General features: G+C 65.8%; 16 protein-coding genes and 6 tRNA genes. 16 read left to right on the top strand and 6 right to left on the bottom strand.

The genetic code is table 11. From position 1 onward, the window contains the following. Positions 1-333: 333 nt before the first annotated feature. Positions 334-585 (bottom strand): DUF1488 family protein, encoded by a 252-nt coding sequence (locus tag DN412_RS09235; protein WP_078196870.1) that lies wholly within the window; start codon positions 583-585, stop codon positions 334-336. Positions 586-816: 231 nt separating this feature from the next. Here DN412_RS09235 and DN412_RS43760 point away from each other — a divergent pair, with 231 nt between their 5' ends. Together DN412_RS43760 and DN412_RS43755 are read left to right on the top strand one after the other, a co-directional pair. Then, entirely contained in the window at positions 817-954 is a 138-nt protein-coding gene (locus DN412_RS43760) for a hypothetical protein (RefSeq protein WP_164704854.1), read from the top strand. After that, on the top strand, positions 951-1,121 hold the full coding sequence (locus DN412_RS43755; RefSeq protein ID WP_164704853.1) for a hypothetical protein: 171 nt from the start codon (positions 951-953) through the stop codon (positions 1,119-1,121). Before DN412_RS43760 ends, DN412_RS43755 begins: the two co-directional genes overlap by 4 nt. 20 nt (positions 1,122-1,141) lie before the next feature. On the opposite strand, the gene DN412_RS09225 is transcribed toward DN412_RS43755, so the two are convergent. Further along, entirely contained in the window at positions 1,142-2,044 is a 903-nt protein-coding gene (locus tag DN412_RS09225; protein ID WP_115014190.1) for a LysR family transcriptional regulator, read from the bottom strand. Positions 2,045-2,148: 104 nt separating this feature from the next. Between DN412_RS09225 and DN412_RS09220 the strand changes: the two genes are divergently transcribed. Then, entirely contained in the window at positions 2,149-3,249 is a 1,101-nt protein-coding gene (locus DN412_RS09220) for an NADH:flavin oxidoreductase/NADH oxidase (RefSeq protein ID WP_115014205.1), read from the top strand. A gap of 147 nt (positions 3,250-3,396) precedes the next feature. Further along, positions 3,397-4,641: an MFS transporter gene (locus tag DN412_RS09215; RefSeq protein WP_115014189.1), complete on the top strand. Its 1,245-nt coding sequence runs from the start codon at positions 3,397-3,399 to the stop codon at positions 4,639-4,641. 101 nt (positions 4,642-4,742) lie between these two features. Here DN412_RS09215 and fabI read toward each other — a convergent pair whose 3' ends face one another. Beyond that, a complete protein-coding gene (gene fabI, locus DN412_RS09210; RefSeq protein ID WP_115014188.1) occupies positions 4,743-5,531 on the bottom strand; it encodes an enoyl-ACP reductase FabI in 789 nt (262 codons plus the stop codon). Between the two features lie 209 nt (positions 5,532-5,740). Between fabI and DN412_RS09205 the strand changes: the two genes are divergently transcribed. The 5 genes from DN412_RS09205 (at position 5,741) to DN412_RS09185 (ending at position 12,624) form a co-directional block, all read left to right on the top strand. After that, entirely contained in the window at positions 5,741-7,642 is a 1,902-nt protein-coding gene (locus DN412_RS09205) for an extracellular solute-binding protein (protein ID WP_115014187.1), read from the top strand. A 49-nt stretch (positions 7,643-7,691) separates the two neighbouring features. Beyond that, the gene (locus DN412_RS09200) at positions 7,692-8,741 is read left to right on the top strand and encodes a microcin C ABC transporter permease YejB (RefSeq protein WP_115014186.1); all 1,050 of its coding nucleotides are present in this window, start codon (positions 7,692-7,694) and stop codon (positions 8,739-8,741) included. Then, positions 8,738-9,874 carry an ABC transporter permease gene (locus DN412_RS09195; protein ID WP_115014185.1) on the top strand — a complete coding sequence of 379 codons (1,137 nt, stop codon included), beginning with the start codon at positions 8,738-8,740 and terminating at the stop codon, positions 9,872-9,874. The genes DN412_RS09200 and DN412_RS09195 overlap by 4 nt, the downstream gene beginning before the upstream one ends. Continuing rightward, the gene (locus DN412_RS09190; protein WP_115014184.1) at positions 9,871-11,532 is read left to right on the top strand and encodes an ABC transporter ATP-binding protein; all 1,662 of its coding nucleotides are present in this window, start codon (positions 9,871-9,873) and stop codon (positions 11,530-11,532) included. Before DN412_RS09195 ends, DN412_RS09190 begins: the two co-directional genes overlap by 4 nt. Positions 11,533-11,937: 405 nt before the next feature. After that, on the top strand, positions 11,938-12,624 hold the full coding sequence (locus tag DN412_RS09185; protein WP_115014183.1) for a C40 family peptidase: 687 nt from the start codon (positions 11,938-11,940) through the stop codon (positions 12,622-12,624). 75 nt (positions 12,625-12,699) lie between these two features. On the opposite strand, the gene DN412_RS09180 is transcribed toward DN412_RS09185, so the two are convergent. Further along, positions 12,700-13,620 carry a patatin-like phospholipase family protein gene (locus DN412_RS09180; protein ID WP_115014182.1) on the bottom strand — a complete coding sequence of 307 codons (921 nt, stop codon included), beginning with the start codon at positions 13,618-13,620 and terminating at the stop codon, positions 12,700-12,702. 247 nt (positions 13,621-13,867) lie between these two features. On the opposite strand from DN412_RS09180, the gene gltX reads away from it, so the two are divergent. The 7 genes from gltX to DN412_RS09145 all read left to right on the top strand — a co-directional run bounded on the left by gltX (position 13,868) and on the right by DN412_RS09145 (position 16,506). After that, complete coding sequence (gltX, locus tag DN412_RS09175; RefSeq protein ID WP_115014204.1) at positions 13,868-15,268, top strand: glutamate--tRNA ligase; 1,401 nt, start codon at positions 13,868-13,870, stop codon at positions 15,266-15,268. 274 nt (positions 15,269-15,542) lie between these two features. Next, positions 15,543-15,618, top strand: a tRNA-Ala gene (locus tag DN412_RS09170). Between the two features lie 66 nt (positions 15,619-15,684). Beyond that, positions 15,685-15,760, top strand: a tRNA-Glu gene (locus tag DN412_RS09165). Positions 15,761-15,829: 69 nt separating this feature from the next. Continuing rightward, positions 15,830-15,906, top strand: a tRNA-Asp gene (locus DN412_RS09160). A gap of 197 nt (positions 15,907-16,103) precedes the next feature. Then, a tRNA-Ala gene (locus tag DN412_RS09155) sits at positions 16,104-16,179 on the top strand. A gap of 106 nt (positions 16,180-16,285) precedes the next feature. Next, positions 16,286-16,361 (top strand) — tRNA-Glu (locus tag DN412_RS09150). 68 nt (positions 16,362-16,429) lie between these two features. Continuing rightward, a tRNA-Asp gene (locus DN412_RS09145) sits at positions 16,430-16,506 on the top strand. A gap of 135 nt (positions 16,507-16,641) precedes the next feature. On the opposite strand, the gene DN412_RS09140 is transcribed toward DN412_RS09145, so the two are convergent. Further along, the gene (locus tag DN412_RS09140) at positions 16,642-17,193 is read right to left on the bottom strand and encodes a GntR family transcriptional regulator (RefSeq protein ID WP_244222598.1); all 552 of its coding nucleotides are present in this window, start codon (positions 17,191-17,193) and stop codon (positions 16,642-16,644) included. A gap of 126 nt (positions 17,194-17,319) precedes the next feature. Beyond that, a complete protein-coding gene (locus tag DN412_RS09135; protein WP_115014181.1) occupies positions 17,320-18,672 on the bottom strand; it encodes an MATE family efflux transporter in 1,353 nt (450 codons plus the stop codon). Between the last annotated feature and the right edge of the window lie 42 nt (positions 18,673-18,714).

The following is an 18,714-nucleotide window of genomic DNA, read 5'->3' as shown; positions in this document are numbered from 1 at the left end:
GATACGCCCTCGTGGAGACTCGCCAACCGCTGAGAACGCTCGATCAGCGCGACACCGTCTCAAAAGCCGCGGCGCACCGATCCATCGGATTCCCTCGGGCTCAAGTCCGACGGACTCCTAGGCTGGATTTCACCTGTCCAAGAGACCAGTAATTAACCTGGCTTGGCGAATGCACACAGACTGCGTGTGGGAGCACCGTTTGTGCTGGTCCAGAAGCAGCACAGCATGGCGCAGAACCCCGGCGGATTGAACTGACCTGGCGCCAAGCGTAGCGGGCAGTACAAAGCAGCGCGGCGGTGGGGTGCCACCGCCGCGCTGCGTTTGCGGCCTTGTTCAGGAGATCGTGTAGGTGGTGCGTTCCCCTGGGTTGTAGAGCTCTCTCGCCAGTTGCAGGATCTGGTCCCGATGATGGTCGAAGGTGGCGAGAAGGGCTGCTTCCTCGGCGGTGCCCTGGTGGCTCAGGCGCAAAAGGATGTCATCCGAGACCTGGAATGCGACCTCGCGCGCGTTGTCGTAGCCCCAGAAGCAAACACAGTGCCGCGCCGAATCGTAGCTGCGGCTGGGATTGGGGAAGTTCAGTGCCATTGCAGACTCCTGTCCGGTGATGGAACGCCGTGCAAGCTTGGCTCGCAGGCGCCGGCGGGTGCTGCCGATCCGACCCTAGTATGCGCCTGTTTGCCGGGAGCCGGGCATCTGTTCGCCGTCGCTTGCCGCGGCGCATGGACGCTGTTCCAGGAAAGATATTTCTTTGGCCGGCGATTTAGCGCGTATGCTGGGGTTGCCATTATCTCCAGGCAAGCCACTCAGGAGTTCATCATGGCCAAGAGTCAACTACGCAGCAGCCGCGAAGCCAAGAAACCCAAGCAACCGAAGAAGCCATCCGCGCCGGCCTCCCCCTTCAGCACGGTCCAGGTCCGGGGCGGGCACGATGATGTCGCCAAGAAGAAAAAATGATTGAAGCCGGCGGCACAGGGATCATCTGGCCCCTGGTCTTCCTGGCAGTGCTGGTCGGGCTTTACGGCTACATCATCCGGGTTGGCATCCACCATAAGCCGGTGTTCGGCATAGCGAAGCATTCGCTTCGGTACTGGTGGCACCGGCTGGCCCACGTGACCAGGTAACCGTGCGCAACGCAGGCCAGTCAGGCCGGCGCGGGGAAAGGTGTTGTCGCGCAACCCCACACATGCTGCCGCAGATAGTCGAGCACCCGCGTCGCGCGGGCGGACAGCGGCCACTCCGACCGGTGGATCAGCCATAGCGTGTCGACCACCGGCGACCCGCAATCGACCACCCTGACCGCGTCCGCGCGGGCAAAGGCCTGGTGCGCGTAGCGCGGGATCACCGTGAAGCCCAGCCCGCGCGCCACCGGTTCCAGGATCAGCCCGATGTGGTTGCAGAAGCCGCGGCAGGGCAGGCTGCCCACGCCGGGGTTGGCGGGAAAGCGCCGGCTGAGCAGCCGGCTCGCCATTGCCTGCCCGTCGGGGTGGTCGATAAAGCCAATGCGCGCCAGGTCCTCCCAAGTGTGGGCCGTCTCCTGCGCTGGGACCACCAGTTCGAGCGACTCCGAGGTGAAGGGGCTGGCCGTCAGGCGCGCATCGTCCGGCGGCAGCGTGACCAGGCCCAGTTCATAGCGGTTCTGCAGCACTGCTTCCACCACCTCCGGGTCCGGGGCGAAGCGATGGCGCACGACCACGCCGCGGTTGGCCTGCTGGAACGCCAGCAAGACCGGGTACAGGTACAGCCCGATGCTGCCCGGCGTGATCAGCGAGACTTCGCCGTTGGTGCCATCCGCATCCGACAGGCGCGTGCGCAGCCGCTCGTCGGCCTTGTACAGTTCCCGGCAGTAGTCCAGCAGCGCGTTGCCGGCGGGCGTCAGCTCGAGCGCGCGCGGGCGGCGGATCAGCAGCGGCCCGAACTCGCTCTCCAGATGGCGTACATGCTGGCTGACGGCGGCCTGGGTCAGCCCGAGCTGGTCAGCCGTGCGGGTGAAGTTGCCCAGTTCGGCGAGCGTGGCGAACGAGCGGAGCCACTGTGGATGCACCATAATGAATATTTATCACGACAATAATCGATGGGTGGTTTTCATTATAGTGGCTCGGGCCTAGCATAGCGGTCATGCCAACCTCCGCAATGCAGGAATCCAAGAGCATGTCTGCCCTGTTTACCCCGTTCGACCTGAAGGATGTCACGCTGCGCAACCGCATCGCGATCCCGCCGATGTGCCAGTACAGCGCTGTCGATGGCCTCACCAACGACTGGCACCTGGCCCACTACACCGGCCTGGCGCGCGGCGGCGCCGGCCTGGTCATCGTCGAAGCGACCGCCGTGTCCGCCGATGGCCGCATCACCCCGGGCTGCACCGGCTTGTGGAACGATGCGCAGATGGCCGGCATGGCCCGCATCGCTGCCGCGATCAAGGCCGGCGGCGCGGTGCCGGGCATCCAGATCGCGCATGCCGGGCGCAAGGCCAGCGCCAACCGCCCCTGGGAAGGGGACGACCATATCGCCGAAGGCGACCCGCGCGGCTGGGACACCCTGTCGCCGTCGGCCGTGGCATTTGGCGCACACCTGCCCAAGGTGCCCCGGGCCATGACCCTCGACGACATTGCCCGGGTCCAGCGCGACTTTGTCGACGCGGCGCGCCGGGCGCGCGAAGCCGGCTTTGAATGGCTCGAACTGCATTTCGCCCACGGCTACCTGGCGCAGAGCTTTTTCTCGCGCCACGCCAACCAGCGCAATGACGCATACGGCGGTAACGCCGCCGGCCGCAGCCGCTTCCTGCTGGAGACGCTGGCCGCGGTGCGCGAGGTATGGCCCGGGCACCTGCCACTGACCGCGCGTTTCGGCGTGATCGAATTCGACGGCCACGACGAGCAGACGCTGGCGGAATCCATCGAGCTGGCGCGCGCCATGCGCGAGGGCGGGCTGGACCTGCTCAACGTCAGCGTTGGCTTTTCCACGCCGGAAGCGAAGATCCCCTGGGCGCCGGCGTTCCTTGCGCCGATTGCCGGCCGCGTGCGCAGCGAAGCCCGGTTGCCGGTCGCTTCCTCGTGGGGCATCGACGATCCGCAGCTTGCGGACCGCGCGGTGGCGGACGGGCAGATGGACCTGGTGATGGTCGGCCGCGCGCTGCTGGCCAATCCGCACTGGCCCTATCACGCCGCCAGGCGCCTGCAGGTGCAGAGGCCGTCGTGGGTGCTGCCGGCGCCCTATGCACACTGGCTGGAGCGCTACCAGCTGCAGGGCTGACCTGGCGCGGCGCCGGCACGATTTGCGGTTTTGCCGCACAATACCGCCTGCGCGCCGCACAGGAGCACGCTGGATCGATCAGAGGCGAGGGCACTGACCTCGTCCGTCAGCGGGCGGCATTTTGTTGAACATCCTGCAATCCTGTACATGGCCGCCCCACATGCACAATCGGCCGCGGATCCCGTCCGCGGCGCCGACGCTTCCCTTGCTTCCGGCGATAACAATCCACCCGGCCGCCTGCCGCTGCTGGCGCTCGGCGTCGGCAGTTTCGCCATCGGCACCGGCGAGTTCGTCATCATGGGTTTGCTGCCCGATGCCGCGAGCGATCTCGCCATCTCCATCCCGCAGGCCGGCCACCTGATCAGCGCCTATGCGCTGGGCGTGGTCATCGGCGCGCCGCTGCTGGCGGTGCTGGGCGCGCGCTGGCCGCGGCGCAACCTGCTGATCGCGCTGATGGCGGTGTTTGCCGCCGGCAATATCGCCAGCGCGCTGGCACCTTCCTATCTGTCGATGATGGTGGCGCGCCTGCTCACGGGCTTTCCGCATGGCACGTACTTCGGCGTGGCGTCGCTGGTTGCCGCCAGCCTGGTCCCGCGCGAGCGGCGTGCGCAGGCGGTGGGGCTGGTGATGCTGGGCCTGACCAGCGCCACGCTGGTGGGCGTGCCGATCGCGGCCACCGTCGGCACCTGGCTGGGCTGGCGTTCGGCCTTCCTGATCGTCGGCGCGCTCGGCGCGCTGACGACGCTGCTGGTATGGCGCTGGGTGCCATTCGTGCCGGCCGACCGCCGTGCCAGCCCGTTGCGCGAGCTGTCGGCGCTCAGGCGCAAGCAGGTGTGGCTGACGCTGGGCATCGGCGCGGTCGGCTTTGGCGGCATGTTCTCGGTGTTCAGCTACATCAAGCCGACCATGCTGGAGCTGGCGCATATGCCGGCGGCGGGCATCCCCGTGGTGCTGGCGCTGTTCGGCATCGGCACGGTGGCGGGAAATCTCGCCGGCGCGAAGCTGGCCGACAAGGCACTGATGCCGACCATCGGCGCCGTGCTGGTGTGGGCGGCGCTGGTGCTGGGCGCCTTCACCTTCACCGCGTCGCATCCGTGGCTGGGTGCCATCAATGTGCTGCTGGTCGGCACCACGGTGGCACTGGGCCCGGCGTTGCAGATCCGGTTGATGGATGTCGCCGGCGACGCGCAGACGCTGGCCGCGGCCCTCAACCACTCGGCCTTCAACATGGCCAACGCGCTCGGTGCATGGCTGGGCGGTGTGACCATCGCCTCCGGCTACGGCTGGGAGTCCACCGGCTGGGTCGGATTGCTCCTGGCGCTGGGCGGGCTGGTGGTCTATGCCTGGTCGATGCTGAGCATGGGCCGGCAGGGCGCGCCCGTCGTGGCGTAGGGTGTCAGGGCGCACCTGGCGCGCGCTCACGTCCGCAGGCAAGAAAAAGGGGTGCCACGCCGGCACCCCTTTTTCATCCGCGTCCCGCAAACGGGCCGGGCTTACTGCACGTCCGCGACGCTTGCGCCGACCACGTTGAAGCCGCCGTCGACATAGGTGATCTCACCGGTCACGCCGCTGGCCAGGTCGGACAGCAGGAAGGCGGCCACATTGCCGACTTCTTCGATGGTGACGTTGCGGCGCAGCGGCGCGGCGTCCTCGAAGTGGCTGAGCAGCTTGCCGAAGCCCTTGATGCCCGAGGCGGCCAGGGTCTTGATCGGGCCGGCCGAGATGCCGTTGGCGCGGATGCCGCGCGGGCCGACCGAGGAGGCCAGGTAGCGCACGCTGGCTTCCAGCGAGGCCTTGGCCAGGCCCATGGTGTTGTAGTTGGGGACCACGCGCTCGGCGCCCAGGTAGGTCAGCGTCAGCAGCGAGGCCTTGTCCGACAGCAGCGGCAGCGCGGCCTTGGCCAGTGCCGGGAAGCTGTAGGCGGAAATGTCATGGGCGATGCGGAAGCCTTCGCGCGACAGGCCATCCAGGAAGTCGCCGGCGATGGCTTCGCGCGGCGCGAAGCCGATCGAGTGAACCAGGCCGTCGAACTTTTCCCAGCGCTGGCCCAGCGCCGCGAAGGTTGCCGCGATCTGCTCGTCGCTGCCGACGTCGCACTCGAATACCAGGTCGCTGCCGAATTCCTTGGCAAAGTCGCTGATCCGGTCCTTGAACCGTTCGCCGACGTAGGTGAAGGCCAGTTCGGCGCCTTCGCGCTTGCACGCCGAGGCGATGCCGTAGGCGATCGAGCGGTTCGAGAGCAAGCCGGTGATCAGGATCCGCTTACCTGCCAGAAATCCCATAAATTCTCCAAGGTGGTGTATCAGGCACGCTTCGTGCGTCCGCCGTGCGGCCGTGCGCGTGCCGGGCTGTCCTGCGGCCCTTTTATTGCGCCGCGCAGAGGGAATGTCCGGATGGCTGGAGCCACCCCAGACGCATGTAAAATTGTCTCATACTTGGCCCGGCCGCAGAACGCCGGGCCCCACAGGTGATAGTGGAGGAATCCAAGGGGATGCGTATTCAAGCACGTTGGCCGCTTCAGGCGGCATGGCAGTGCTTCCGGCGGGATGCGGTAGTGCGTGGTTGGGCGGCAATGGGGCTGGCGTTGACGCTGGCGGCGGGGGGGACTCTCTTTTCCAGTCCGGCACTGGCGGCGCATGGCTTCGCGCTGCACGGGGACCTGAAGTACAAGGCCGATTTCTCGCATTTCGACTATGCCAATCCCAATGCACCGGTCGGCGGCACGCTGACGCTCGCGAATCCGGACCGGCGCACCAGTTTCGACAAGTTCAACCCGTTCACGTTGAAGGGCACCGCCGCGCCCGGCCTGAACGCACTGATGTTCGAGTCGCTGCTGATCAGCAGCGCCGACGAGAGCGCCAGCGCCTATGGCTTGCTCGCGGACGATGTCACGGTGGCGCCGGACGAGTTGTCCGTCACGTTCACGATCCGCCCGCAGGCGCGCTTCTCCAATGGCGACCCGGTGCTCGCATCGGATGTCAAATATTCATATGACATGCTGATGAGCAAGGCTTCGAGCCCGGGCTACCGCAGCATGTGTACCGATGTGAAGGCGGTGACCGTCACCGGCGAGCGCTCGGTGCGCTTTGATTTCAAGCAGCGCAACCGTGAACTGCCGCTGATCGTCGGCTCGTTGCCGGTGTTCTCGAAGAAGTGGACCGACAAGGTCCCGTTCGAAAAGCTGACGTTCGAGCCGCCCGTCACCAGCGGGCCCTACCTGATCGAGCGCTACGACGCCGGCCGCGGCATTATCTTCCAGCGTGATCCGAAGTACTGGGGCAAGGACCTGGCGGTGCGGCGGGGGAGCTTTAATTTCGCGCGCGTGGTCTACCGGCTCTACAAGGACGAGACCGCCAGGCTGGAGGCATTCAAGGCCGGCGAGTTCGATGCCATCGTCGAATACAAGGCCAAGAACTGGGCCAAGAGCTACCAGGGCACGCGCTTTCGCAACGGCGAACTGCTCAAGACCGAGTTCCCGCACCGCAATGGCGCCGGCATGCAGGGCTACGTCATGAACCTGCGCAAGCCGGTGTTCCAGGATGTGCGCGTGCGCCAGGCGCTGATTCTTGCGCTGGACTTCGAGTGGCTGAACCGGCAGTTGTTCTATGGCGCCTACAAGCGTCTGGACAGCTGGTTCTCCAACAGCGAACTGGCCGCCAGCGCCACCTTCGATGGCCGCCCCGGCCCGGGCGAACTGCTGCTGCTGGAACCGCTGCGCGCGCAGTTGCCCCCGGAGGTGTTCGGCCCCGACGTGGTCCAGCCCAGCACCGCGGCGCCGCGCTCGCTGCGCGACAACCTGCGCCTGGCGCGGCGCCTGCTGGCCCAGGCCGGCTGGACCTATACCGATGACGCGCTGCGCAATGCCAAGGGCGAGCCGCTGGTGTTCGAGTTCCTTGACGACGGCGGCGCCATGAGCCGCGTGATCACCACCTATGTGCGCAACCTGGAGAAGCTTGGCATCCAGGTGCACCAGCGCACCACGGATTTCGCGCTGTACCAGAAGCGGCTGGAAGACTTCGACTTCGACATGGTGTCGATCCGCTTCCCCGACTCGCAAAGCCCCGGCAACGAACTGCGCGACCGCTTCTCCAGCGAGGCGGCCGGCACGCCGGGCTCGGACAACCTGTTCGGGCTGAAGTCGCCGGTGGTCGACAAGCTGGTGGACAATGTGCTGCACGCCCATACCAGGGAAGAGTTGGTCACCTCCGGGCGCGCGCTGGACCGGGTGCTGATGCATGGCTATTACATCGTGCCGAACTGGTACAGCGCCTCGCACCGGGTTGCATACCGCAAGACGCTGGCCTATCCGGAGCGGCTTCCGTATTTCTACACGGCTGAAGGCTGGATCCTGAGCCACTGGTGGCGCACGGACCTGCAGGCGCAGGCCCGTTGAGGCGCACGGGCGCTGACGCGTTCAGCAAGGACAAAGGAAGGAACGGGCCATGCTTGCCTATCTGCTCAAGCGCATCCTGCTGATGATCCCGACGCTGGTCGGGGTCATCACGCTGACCTTCGTCGTGATCCAGTTCGTACCGGGCGGTCCGGTCGAGCAGATGATGATGGAGCTGAAAGGGCGCGGCGCCGCTAGCGAAGCCAGCGGCGGCGGTGCCGAATACCGTGGGCGGCGCGGCGTCGACCCCGACAAGATCAAGGAGATTCAGGCGCTGTACGGGTTTGACAAGCCGCCGCTGGAGCGCTACTTCCTGATGCTCAAGCGCTTTGCGCAATTCGACCTGGGGCAAAGCTACTTCCAGCACCGCAGCGTGTGGGAGCTGGTCAAGTCCAAGCTGCCAGTGTCAGTCAGCATCGGTTTGTGGACCTTCTTCCTGACCTACCTGATATCGGTGCCGCTGGGCATCTCCAAGGCGATCCGGGCGGGCAGCCGTTTCGACGTGGTGACCAGCATCATCGTGCTGGTGGGCTATGCCATTCCGGGCTTCGTGCTGGGCGTGCTGCTGCTGGTGCTGTTCGGCGGCGGCACCTTCGTGCAGTGGTTCCCGCTGCGCGGGCTGACCTCCGACAACTGGGAGCAGCTGTCGCTGATGGGCAAGGTGATGGACTACCTGTGGCACCTGGTGCTGCCGATCACAGCCTCGGTGGTGGGCAGCTTCGCAGTGGTGACCATGCTGACCAAGAACGCCTTCCTCGAGGAAATCCGCAAGCAGTATGTGCTGACCGCGCGCGCCAAGGGCCTGGGCGAGCGCCGCGTGCTGTGGAAGCACGTGTTCCGCAATGCCTTGATCCCGCTGGTGACCGGCTTCCCGGCGGCGTTCATCGGTGCCTTCTTCACCGGCTCGCTGCTGATCGAGACACTGTTCTCGCTGGACGGGCTGGGCCTGCTGTCCTATGAGGCGGTGCTGCGGCGCGACTATCCGGTGGTGCTGGGCACGCTCTACCTGTTCACGCTGATCGGGCTGTTCACGCGCCTGATCTCCGATGTCTGCTACGTGCTGGTGGACCCGCGCATCCATTTCGAAGGCCTGCACCGATGAAACCCTTCACGCACGCGGTGCCCAACGGGCTGCCGCATTCGCCGTCGCCGCGCCAGCGCGCCTGGCAGCGCTTTCGCCGCAACCGGCGCGGCTATTGGAGCCTGGTGATCTTTGTCGCCATCTTCGTGCTGAGCCTGGGCGCCGAGCTGCTGTCCAGCAACCGGCCGCTGGTGGTGCATTACAAGGGCGAATGGTATTTCCCCATCGTCAAGGTCTACCCCGAAACCGCCTTTGACGGCGATTTCGCCACGCCCGCGGATTACCTGGATCCGTATATCCGCGACCGCATCACCACCAACGGCAATTTCGCGGTGTTTCCGCTGAACCAGTATTCATACGACTCGCTCAACTACTTTGCCAAGGAGCCCAATCCGGCGCCGCCGTCGGCGGAGAACTGGCTGGGCACCGATGACCGTGGCCGCGACGTGCTGGCGCGGCTGCTGTATGGCTTCCGCGTGTCGGTGCTGTTCGCGATGGCGCTGACCGTGATCGGCGTGCTGGTCGGCACGCTGACCGGGGCGCTGATGGGCTTCTTCGGCGGGCGCTTTGACTTGTTCTCGCAGCGGGCCATCGAGATCTGGAGCTCGATGCCCGAACTGTACCTGCTGATCATCTTCGCCTCGATCTTCGAGCCCAGCCTGGCGCTGCTGATCATCCTGCTGTCGCTGTTCGGCTGGATGGGTTTGTCCGACTACGTGCGCGCCGAGTTCTACCGCAACCGCTCGCTCGACTACGTCAAGGCCGCGCGGGCGCTGGGGCTGTCCAACGTGCAGATCATGTGGCGCCATATCCTGCCCAACAGCCTGACGCCAGTGATCACCTTCCTGCCATTCCGCATGAGCGCCGCGATCCTGGCCCTGACCAGCCTGGACTTCCTCGGCCTGGGCGTGCCGCCGACCACGCCCAGCCTGGGCGAACTGCTGGCGCAGGGCAAGGCCAACCTGGATGCGTGGTGGATTTCGCTGTCGACCTTCGCGGTGCTGGTGGTCACGCTGCTGCTGCTGACCTTCATGGGCGATGCGCTGCGCGATGCCTTCGATACCCGGCTGGGCCTGGCCGCGCTGCGCGGCCGCGTCGAACCCAAGATCCCGGCGGGCGCGCCCACCGGGGCGGCACCGGAGGCCACGCCATGACCGCGGTGTCTCCCGTGATCCAGCCGGATTTGGCGCCGGCGGAGGTGCCCGCGCCCGGCTCCCTGCTGATGTGCGTGGACAAGCTGTCCGTCACCTTCGGCCATGGCGAGCATGCCACCCGCGCGGTGCGCGAGGTCAGCTTCGACCTGCGCGCCGGCGAGCGCTATGCGCTGGTGGGCGAGTCGGGCTCCGGCAAGACCGTGACCGCGCTGGCGATGCTGCGGCTGGTGGAAGACGCGTACTACGACGGGGCGATCCGCTTCGAGGGCAAGAACCTGCTGGAGGTATCGGACCGCGAGATGCGCGGCATCCGCGGCGCCGAGATCGCGATGATCTTCCAGGAGCCGATGACCGCGCTCAACCCGCTGTACACCATCGGCAACCAGATCGTCGAAACCCTGGCCCTGCACGAGGGCCTGGACCGCCGCGCCGCGCGCGAGCGCGCCATCGCGCTGCTGGAGCGCACCGGCATCAGCGACGCCGCCCACCGTTTCGACAGCTTTCCGCACCAGCTCTCGGGCGGCCAGCGCCAGCGCGCCATGATCGCCATGGCGCTGGCGTGCCGCCCCAAGCTGCTGCTGGCCGACGAGCCCACCACGGCGCTGGACGTGACCATCCGCGCACAGATCATGGACCTGCTGCGCGACCTGCAGGCCGAGTTCGGCATGGCGGTGATGCTGATCACCCACGACCTCAACCTGGTGCGCGCCTTCGCGCAGCGCATAGGCGTGATGGAGAAGGGCGTGCTGGTCGAGACCGGCGAGACCGCCAGGGTGTTCGCCGCCCCCCAGCATCCCTATACCCGCAAGCTGATCGACAGCCGCCCCCGGCGCGAGGTACTGCCGCTGGTGCCGCTGGCGCCGGTGCTGCTGGAGGCCCGCAAGCTGGGCGTCAACTATGCGCGCAAGCGCCGTGGCCTGGCCGGCTGGTTCGGCAAGGACCAGTTCGCCGCGGTCAAGGATGTGGACTTCCTGCTGCGCGAGGGCGAGACCCTGGGCATCGTTGGCGAGTCCGGTTCGGGCAAGACCACGCTGGCGCATACCGTGCTGGCCCTGCAGCGCAAGAGTGCGGGCACCATCCATTTCCTCGGACGCAGCTTCGACACCGCCACCCGCGAGGATCGCCGCCAGTTGCGCGCGCGCATGCAGGTGGTGTTCCAGGATCCGTTCGGGTCGCTGGCGCCGCGCATGACCATCGAGCAGATCGTTGGCGAAGGCCTGGCGCTGCACCAGCCCGGGTTGTCGCGCGAGGGCACGCGCCAGAGCGTGATCGAGGCGCTGCGCGAGGTCGGCCTGGACCGCACCGCGCTGGGGCGCTATCCGCATGAATTCTCGGGCGGTCAGCGCCAGCGCATCGCCATTGCCCGGGTCCTGATCCTCAAGCCGCAGGTGCTGGTGCTGGATGAGCCAACCTCGGCGCTGGATGTCTCGATCCAGCAGCAGGTGCTGGCGCTGCTGTCCCAGTTGCAGCACAAGTACAACCTCAGCTACCTGTTTATCAGCCACGACCTGGCAGTGATCCGTGCCATGGCGCACCGGGTCATCGTGATGAAGGCGGGGGAGGTAGTCGAGGCCGGCGACACCGAAGTGGTGCTGGGCGCACCGCAGCATCCCTATACGCGCAAGCTGATGGCGGCAGCGCAGGTCGGCGCGGCTTGAATGGCCGGCGCCGGTGCTGCGGCGCATCAGTGCCGCGGCGCCGTCCGGCTAGCACCGATCGATAGGATAAATCCGATAAAGAAGATGCGAAAACCTGCCTATATCATTGATTCGGAAGCCAAATCCGCCGAATTTGTAACGAACTTTGACATGTGAATGGCAACCCTTTACCATCCCGCCAGAGCTATTTTTGGGGGTGGTCCGTCCGACGCATTGACGCGTGCCACGCACGTTTGCGGTGCAGGACCGGCCAGAGCGCCTGGCGCGGATGTTGCGTAGGGTCTGCCCCGTAGTTCACAGGATTTTCACGCGACGTTCCTGAAACGTTCACGCGAAATTCACAAATACCCAGCCGCCCCGGACTTTGTGCCGGGGCTTGCTTTGGAACGTTCAACGGGAGAACCAATGCAGCGATCGGTGCTTCATTCCCTGGCGCGCGCCGCCGTCGGAATTGCCATTGCCTGCGGTGCGACTGTGTCGAATGGAGTGCTGGCGGACACGGTATTCAAAGATGCCGACACCCGTATCGATGCCACGGCCCAGGCCGCGGACTCGCATCCGGAAGGCAAGCGCGGCTTGCTGTCGTCGGTGGTGAATTCCACCAGCAATGTTGCCAGCAAGGCTGGCGACCTGGTCATGAATGCGCTGGGCCTGATCGGCGTGCGTTACCGCTTCGGCGGCAACAGCCCCGAATCCGGCCTGGACTGCAGCGGCTTCGTCCGCTACGTGTTCCAGGACACCTTCGGCTTCATGCTGCCGCGCCGCTCTGTTGAAATCAGCCGTGTCGGCACCACCGTGGCTGCCAGCGACCTGCGACCGGGCGACCTGGTGTTCTTCAACACCATGCGCCAGACCTTCTCGCACGTCGGCATCTATATCGGCGACAACAAGTTCGTGCATGCCCCGTCCACGGGCAGCAAGATCCGTGTCGACGACATGCGTGCGACATACTGGGTGACCCGCTACAACGGTGCCCGCCGCATTGACGACGGCAAGGACGGCAGCAGCCGCGTCGAAGGCCTCGGCGACATGGTCGAGACGCTCAAGCGCTACGACCCCAACGCCGCCCGCGCATCGATGTACGGCGGCTGAGGATTCGGTACGCTACAAGCAAAAAAGGACTGCCGCGGCAGTCCTTTTTGTTTTGGCCAGGCCTGGCCTCCCGGGCTATTGCGCCGCGACCGTGCCGGCCGGCGTCAGGCGGGCCTGTTCCAGGCGCTGGCGCAGCGTTGCCATGACCGCGGCGGTGGCCTGCTCGCCCGCCAGCACGGCGCGGTTGCGCGCGTTGAAGTCGCTGCCGCCCATGTCGGGCAATTCCGGCCGGATCACCACGTCGGCGCGCGCCAGCGCCATCTTGTTGATCGACTGGCCCATGATCGCGGTGGTCTGCAGCAGGACGCCGCTCTGGCCGGCGTTCTTCTGCGCCGACGGGTCGGCCGAGATATTGACCGCGATGACAAAGTCCGCGCCCATGCTGCGCGCGGAATCCACCGGCACCGGCTCGACCAGGCCGCCGTCGACATAATCGCGCCCCTGGATCGATACCGGCTGGAACACGCCGGGCACGCTGCTCGACGCACGCACGGCCTGGCCCGTATTGCCGCGGCGGAACAGGATCTTCTCGCCGCTCTTGAGGTCCGTGGCGACAATGCCCAGCGGCAGCTTCATGGCCTCGATGGTCCGGTTCTGCACCAGCCGGTTGACGTAGTTCTGCAGCGCCTCGCCCTTGAGCCAGCCGCCGAAGCGGGTGCCGAAGGGCAGGGCCCAGTCGGCGATGGCGGCTTCGTCCATGGTCAGCGCCAGCTTGTTCAGCTGGAAGCCGTTGAGTCCGCTGGCGTACAGCGCCGCCACGACTGCACCGGCGCTGGTGCCGGTGACCAGGTCGACGTGGATGCCCTGGGCCTCAAGCGCCTTGATCACGCCGATATGGGCGAAACCGCGCGCCGCGCCGCCGCCCAGCGCCAGGCCGATCTTGATGGGCCGCGGCGCGGGCGGCGTGGTGGCGACCGGCGGCGCGGGCCGTGGGCCGAACGCGCAGCCAGCCAGCAGGGCGGCGGCGGAAATGCCGAGGAAATGACGTCGTTGCATGAAGCGGGATCAGTAACCAGGTGGGACCGGCGGATTCGGGGATGTGATGCGGGCGCTGCTCCCAGGAGGCTGGCGCCGCATTGCCTGAATCACCGGCATCACCTCAGACCGGCGCAAGCATAAATGATTCCGCACGGCGCCGGCACGCCGGGCGGGGCGGGCTATACGCGTTGGTATAATGCAATGCCTGCACATACACCAGCCTGCGCGCCGCCGCGCGCGGGCTTTCTTGTTTCTGCCCCTGACCATGACCCAACGCGTCCGCACCCGCTTTGCGCCGAGCCCGACCGGTTTCATCCACCTCGGCAACATCCGCTCCGCGCTCTATCCCTGGGCCTTCGCCCGCCGCATGCAGGGCGACTTCATCCTGCGCATCGAGGACACCGACGTCGAGCGTTCGTCGCAGGAAGCGGTCGACGTGATCCTCGAAAGCATGGCCTGGCTGGAACTGGACATCGACGAAGGCCCGTTCTACCAGATGCAGCGCATGGACCGCTATCGCGACGTGGTGGCGCAAATGGTGGATGCCGGCCTGGCCTACCGCTGCTACATGAGCACCGAAGAACTGGACGCACTGCGCGAAGCCCAGCGCGAGCGCGGTGAGAAGCCGCGCTACAACGGCTTCTGGCGTCCGGAACCGGGCAAGGTCCTGCCCGAGCCGCCGGCCGGCGTAGACCCGGTGATCCGCTTCACGAACCCCATCGGCGGCAGCGTGGTGTGGGACGACGCGGTCAAGGGCCGCATCGAGATCTCCAACGACGAACTCGATGACCTGGTGATCGCGCGCCCGGACGGCACCCCCACCTACAACTTCTGCGTGGTGGTGGATGATCTCGACATGCAGATCACGCACGTGATCCGCGGCGACGACCACGTCAACAACACCCCGCGCCAGATCAACATCATCCGCGCGCTAGGCGGCACGCCGCCGGTCTACGCTCACCTGCCGACCGTGCTCAACGAGCAGGGCGAGAAGATGAGCAAGCGCCACGGCGCCATGGCAGTGACCGGCTACCGCGACGAGGGCTACCTGCCTGAGGCCGTGCTGAACTACCTGGCGCGCCTGGGCTGGGCCCACGGCGACGCCGAGATCTTCTCGCGCGAGCAGTTCGTGGAATGGTTCGACCTGGATCACCTGGGCAAGTCGCCCGCCCAGTACAACCCCGAGAAGCTGGCCTGGCTGAACAACCACTACATCAAGTCCGGCGACAACCAGCGCCTGGCCACACTGACGCAGCCGTTCATCGAGGCGCTCGGCGGCAAGGTGGAAGGGGTGGACCTGGTTGGCGTGATCGCGCTGGTGAAGGATCGCGCCAATACGCTGAAGGAAGTCGCACAGGCCGCGCTGCTGTTCTATCGCGGCGAGCCGCAGGCCGAAGCCGCGCTCAAGGCCGAGCACCTGACGCCGGAAATCCAGCCCGCGCTGGCCGCGCTGGCGACCCAGCTGGCCGCCCTGCCGGAGTGGAAGCGCGAGGCCATCGGCGCCACCTTCAAGGCAGTGCTCGCCGAATTCGGCCTGAAGATGCCCAAGCTGGCCATGCCGGTTCGCCTGCTGGTGGCGGGGCAGTTGCAGACGCCGGGCATCGACGCCGTGCTGGAACTGTTCGGCCGCGACACAGTGCTGCGCCGCCTGGCGGCAGCCGCGTAAAAAGTCGTGAAAAAGTCCGCGCCGGGGGCTTGCGCTTCGGGCCGGACTTGCGCATAATCTCGTTCTCCCTGCAGCGCGGTCTCTGACCAAGCGGGACGGCGGATCCGCAAGGATCCTCGCAATCCCCGAACGGATTTTTGAAGTGACGGGAAAGCGAAAAAAACCAAAACGGGAGCTTGCAAAGATTAGTAGTTGATATATAATCTTGGCTTCGCTTGAAACGGTAGTTAAATCAGGCGAAAACGCAGCAAGTAGCAGTAAATGGCAGTACCATGGGGCTATAGCTCAGCTGGGAGAGCGCTTGCATGGCATGCAAGAGGTCAGCGGTTCGATCCCGCTTAGCTCCACCAAGATTTCGGTGTCATCCAGGCAGTATCGGGTGGCACCAGACGGAACGTGTTGAAAGACAAGTTTCTGTCCCCTTCGTCTAGAGGCCTAGGACATCACCCTTTCACGGTGAGTACAGGGGTTCGAATCCCCTAGGGGACGCCATAACAGCAGGGTGTAATCAGACGCCCAGCATGTCGTCTCAAGCATTAGCTTGAAACGGCAGCCGACTAAGGAGTGGTAGTTCAGTCGGTTAGAATACCGGCCTGTCACGCCGGGGGTCGCGGGTTCGAGTCCCGTCCACTCCGCCAAAACTAAGCCCGCATGGTTTGCGCCATGCGGGTTTTTCTTTGGGTGAGGGATTATGTCGTTAATCGCTGCAAACGCAATAAAAAATGTTGCATTCGTTGCGAAATTCGCTATATAATCCTGTCTTCGCTGCAAATGCTGCGGTAAGCGGCAGACAGCGAGGTGGTTCCAGCAGTAACCGTCCAGCATTACCGGATACGGGGCTATAGCTCAGCTGGGAGAGCGCTTGCATGGCATGCAAGAGGTCAGCGGTTCGATCCCGCTTAGCTCCACCAGGAATTTGGGAAGCGTCTGAAAAGAAGCTTCCCAGGCGCGAAAAAGCCTGCTAACATGGCGGACTTTCCAGCGCAAGGCAGAAAACGCGTTGTAAAACAAGTTTCTGTCCCCTTCGTCTAGAGGCCTAGGACATCACCCTTTCACGGTGAGTACAGGGGTTCGAATCCCCTAGGGGACGCCATAACAGCAGGGCGTAATCAGACGCCCAGCCAGTCGTCAGGAGCAATAGTTCCAGACGGCGCCGACTAAGGAGTGGTAGTTCAGTCGGTTAGAATACCGGCCTGTCACGCCGGGGGTCGCGGGTTCGAGTCCCGTCCACTCCGCCAAATTAGAACGCCCGCGCAAGCGGGCGTTTTTCTTTTCCGCGGGACTCGAAGGGCTGCGCTTGCAAGCACAGCCGCGGCATGTGGGCGAGCCCCATCCACTCTGCCAAAAATCAAGGAGTTACAGCATTTCAGTCATCAGCGCTCCGGGGCCTCGGCGGGCCCGAGCGCCAGGATCTGCTTGACGATGCGGCCCGTTTCCCGATAGTGCCGTGCCAGCAAGCCGGCCGCGTGCCCGGCATCACGCGCCACCGCGGCGTCGAGCAATTGGCGGTGCTCCGTGGCCACGTCTCGTTCCAGCTTGAAGTACCTGCGGTCGCGTAGGCTCGGCCGCCTGTAGCGCTCCGTTTGCGCATAGAGCTGCGCGGACAAGTCGAGCAGCCAGCGCGAGCCACAGGCTGAAATCAGGCTGCGGTGGAATTCATAGTGACGTTCCTCCAGTTGCTCGTCATCGGCTGGCGGGTCGCCGGCGGCGTCCGAGATCCGGTGCCCGGATGCCAGCATCAACGCATGGAAGGCCGCGACCAGCCGGGATTCCCAGACATCGTCGCCCTTGGCCAGCGAGCGGCGAAGCGCTTCGCAGTCGATGACGATGCGGGTCTCGATGGCATCCCACATCTCCTCTTCGGAAAATGGTGCGACCCGGAATCCGCGCGAGGTGGTCGATACCACCAGCTTCTCGCTCTGCAATCGGTTGAGGGCTTCGCGCGGGCAAGCAGCTGGTTCGACAGCCTCAGGTGGATGCGGCTTGTCTGCCAGTGAATCCCGCTTGGAGATGAAGGGCGCCGCCACCGTGGGCGGCCACTCCTGGCAGGCTCAGTTTTCCGGATCCTTGCTGACCCGGCTGAAATACCGCACCAGCAGCATGCCCGCGATTGCCAGGCTGATGCTATTGGCCAGCCAGAAGCCGCTCGCGCCGCGCGTGAAGGCCGGCATGCCATCGATCAGGCCGAAGCCCAGGGCGTACCCCCCGCCCAGCCCGATGCCCCAGAGGGAGCCGGCGTAGATCAGCGTCGGGATCAGCGCGATCTTGTAGGCGCGCAGGATGAAGGCCGTCATTACCTGCACGGCGTCAAAGGCCTGGTAGAACGCCACGAACAGCACCAGCGGCAGCGCCGCCGCAACCACCGCGGGATCGTTTGCGTAGGCGTGCAGCACCGGCTTGCGCAGCAGCCACAGCAGCGCGCCGGTCAGCGCCGCCAGTGTCACCGCCATGCGGATGCCCCGCCAGGCAAGGCGGCTTGCGCCGGCCAGGTCGCGCGCGCCGAGATGCTGCGCCACCAGCGTCGAGGTGGCAATCCCAAGCGACAGCGGCAGCATGTAGGCCACCGCGCCCAGGTTGGCGATGATCTGGTGCCCGGCCAGCGTCACCGTGCCCAGGCGCGTGATGAAAATCGACATCAGCGTGAACGAGGTGATCTCGATCAGGTAGGTCAGGCCCATCGGCACGCCCAGGCGCAACAGCGCGCGCAGCGGTGCGGCGGCCGGCCAGCTCCAGGTGGCGAAGATCCGCAGCGGGTGATAGGCGCTGCCATAGCGCAGGATCAGCAGCCCGGCGATGCACCAGGCCCAGCTGATCAGCGCCGAGGCCAGGCCGCAGCCGGGGCCACCCATCGCTGGCACGCCCAGGCCGCCGTGAATGAACCAGGCATTGAGCGGCACCTTCAGCGCCAGCCCCCCAATCTGCAGCACCGTCACCATGATCGGGCGCGACAGCGCATTGTTCAGCGCCGAATAGATGCGGAAACCTAGTGCCGCCGGCAACCCGAAGGCGCCGAAATGCAGGTAGGTGGTAGCTTTCTCGACCAGCTCGGGCGGGGCCTTGGCGAAGGCCAGCAGCGGTCCGGGGAAAGCCAGCAGCAGCACGCCGGGAAGCGCCAGCGCTGCGCCCAGCCAGGCGGCCTGCCGGACCTCCGCGCCGATCGCCTCGATGCGGCCGGCGCCATAAAGTTGCCCGGCGATGGGTGACAGCGCCTGCAGCACGCCCATCAGGCTGATATAGATGGTGACGTAGATCGAGCCGCCCAGGCCCACGGCGGCGAGGTCGGTGGCGGAGGCGCGCCCCGCCATCACGGTATCGATCACGCCGAAGGCGATCACGGCGAGTTGGCCGGCGAGCACCGGGGCGGCGAGGCTGGTAATGCGGCGAAAGTCTTGGAACAGGGTCATTCAGGGCTCTGCAGGCTCGGTCGGGGCTGGCGCTTCAGCCCC

Source organism: Cupriavidus lacunae, assembly GCF_003353055.1.
GTDB classification, from domain to species: Bacteria; Pseudomonadota; Gammaproteobacteria; order Burkholderiales; family Burkholderiaceae; genus Cupriavidus; species Cupriavidus lacunae.
The sequence above is the reverse complement of the archived record's forward strand: the minus strand, read 5'-3'. Positions and strand labels throughout refer to the sequence as shown.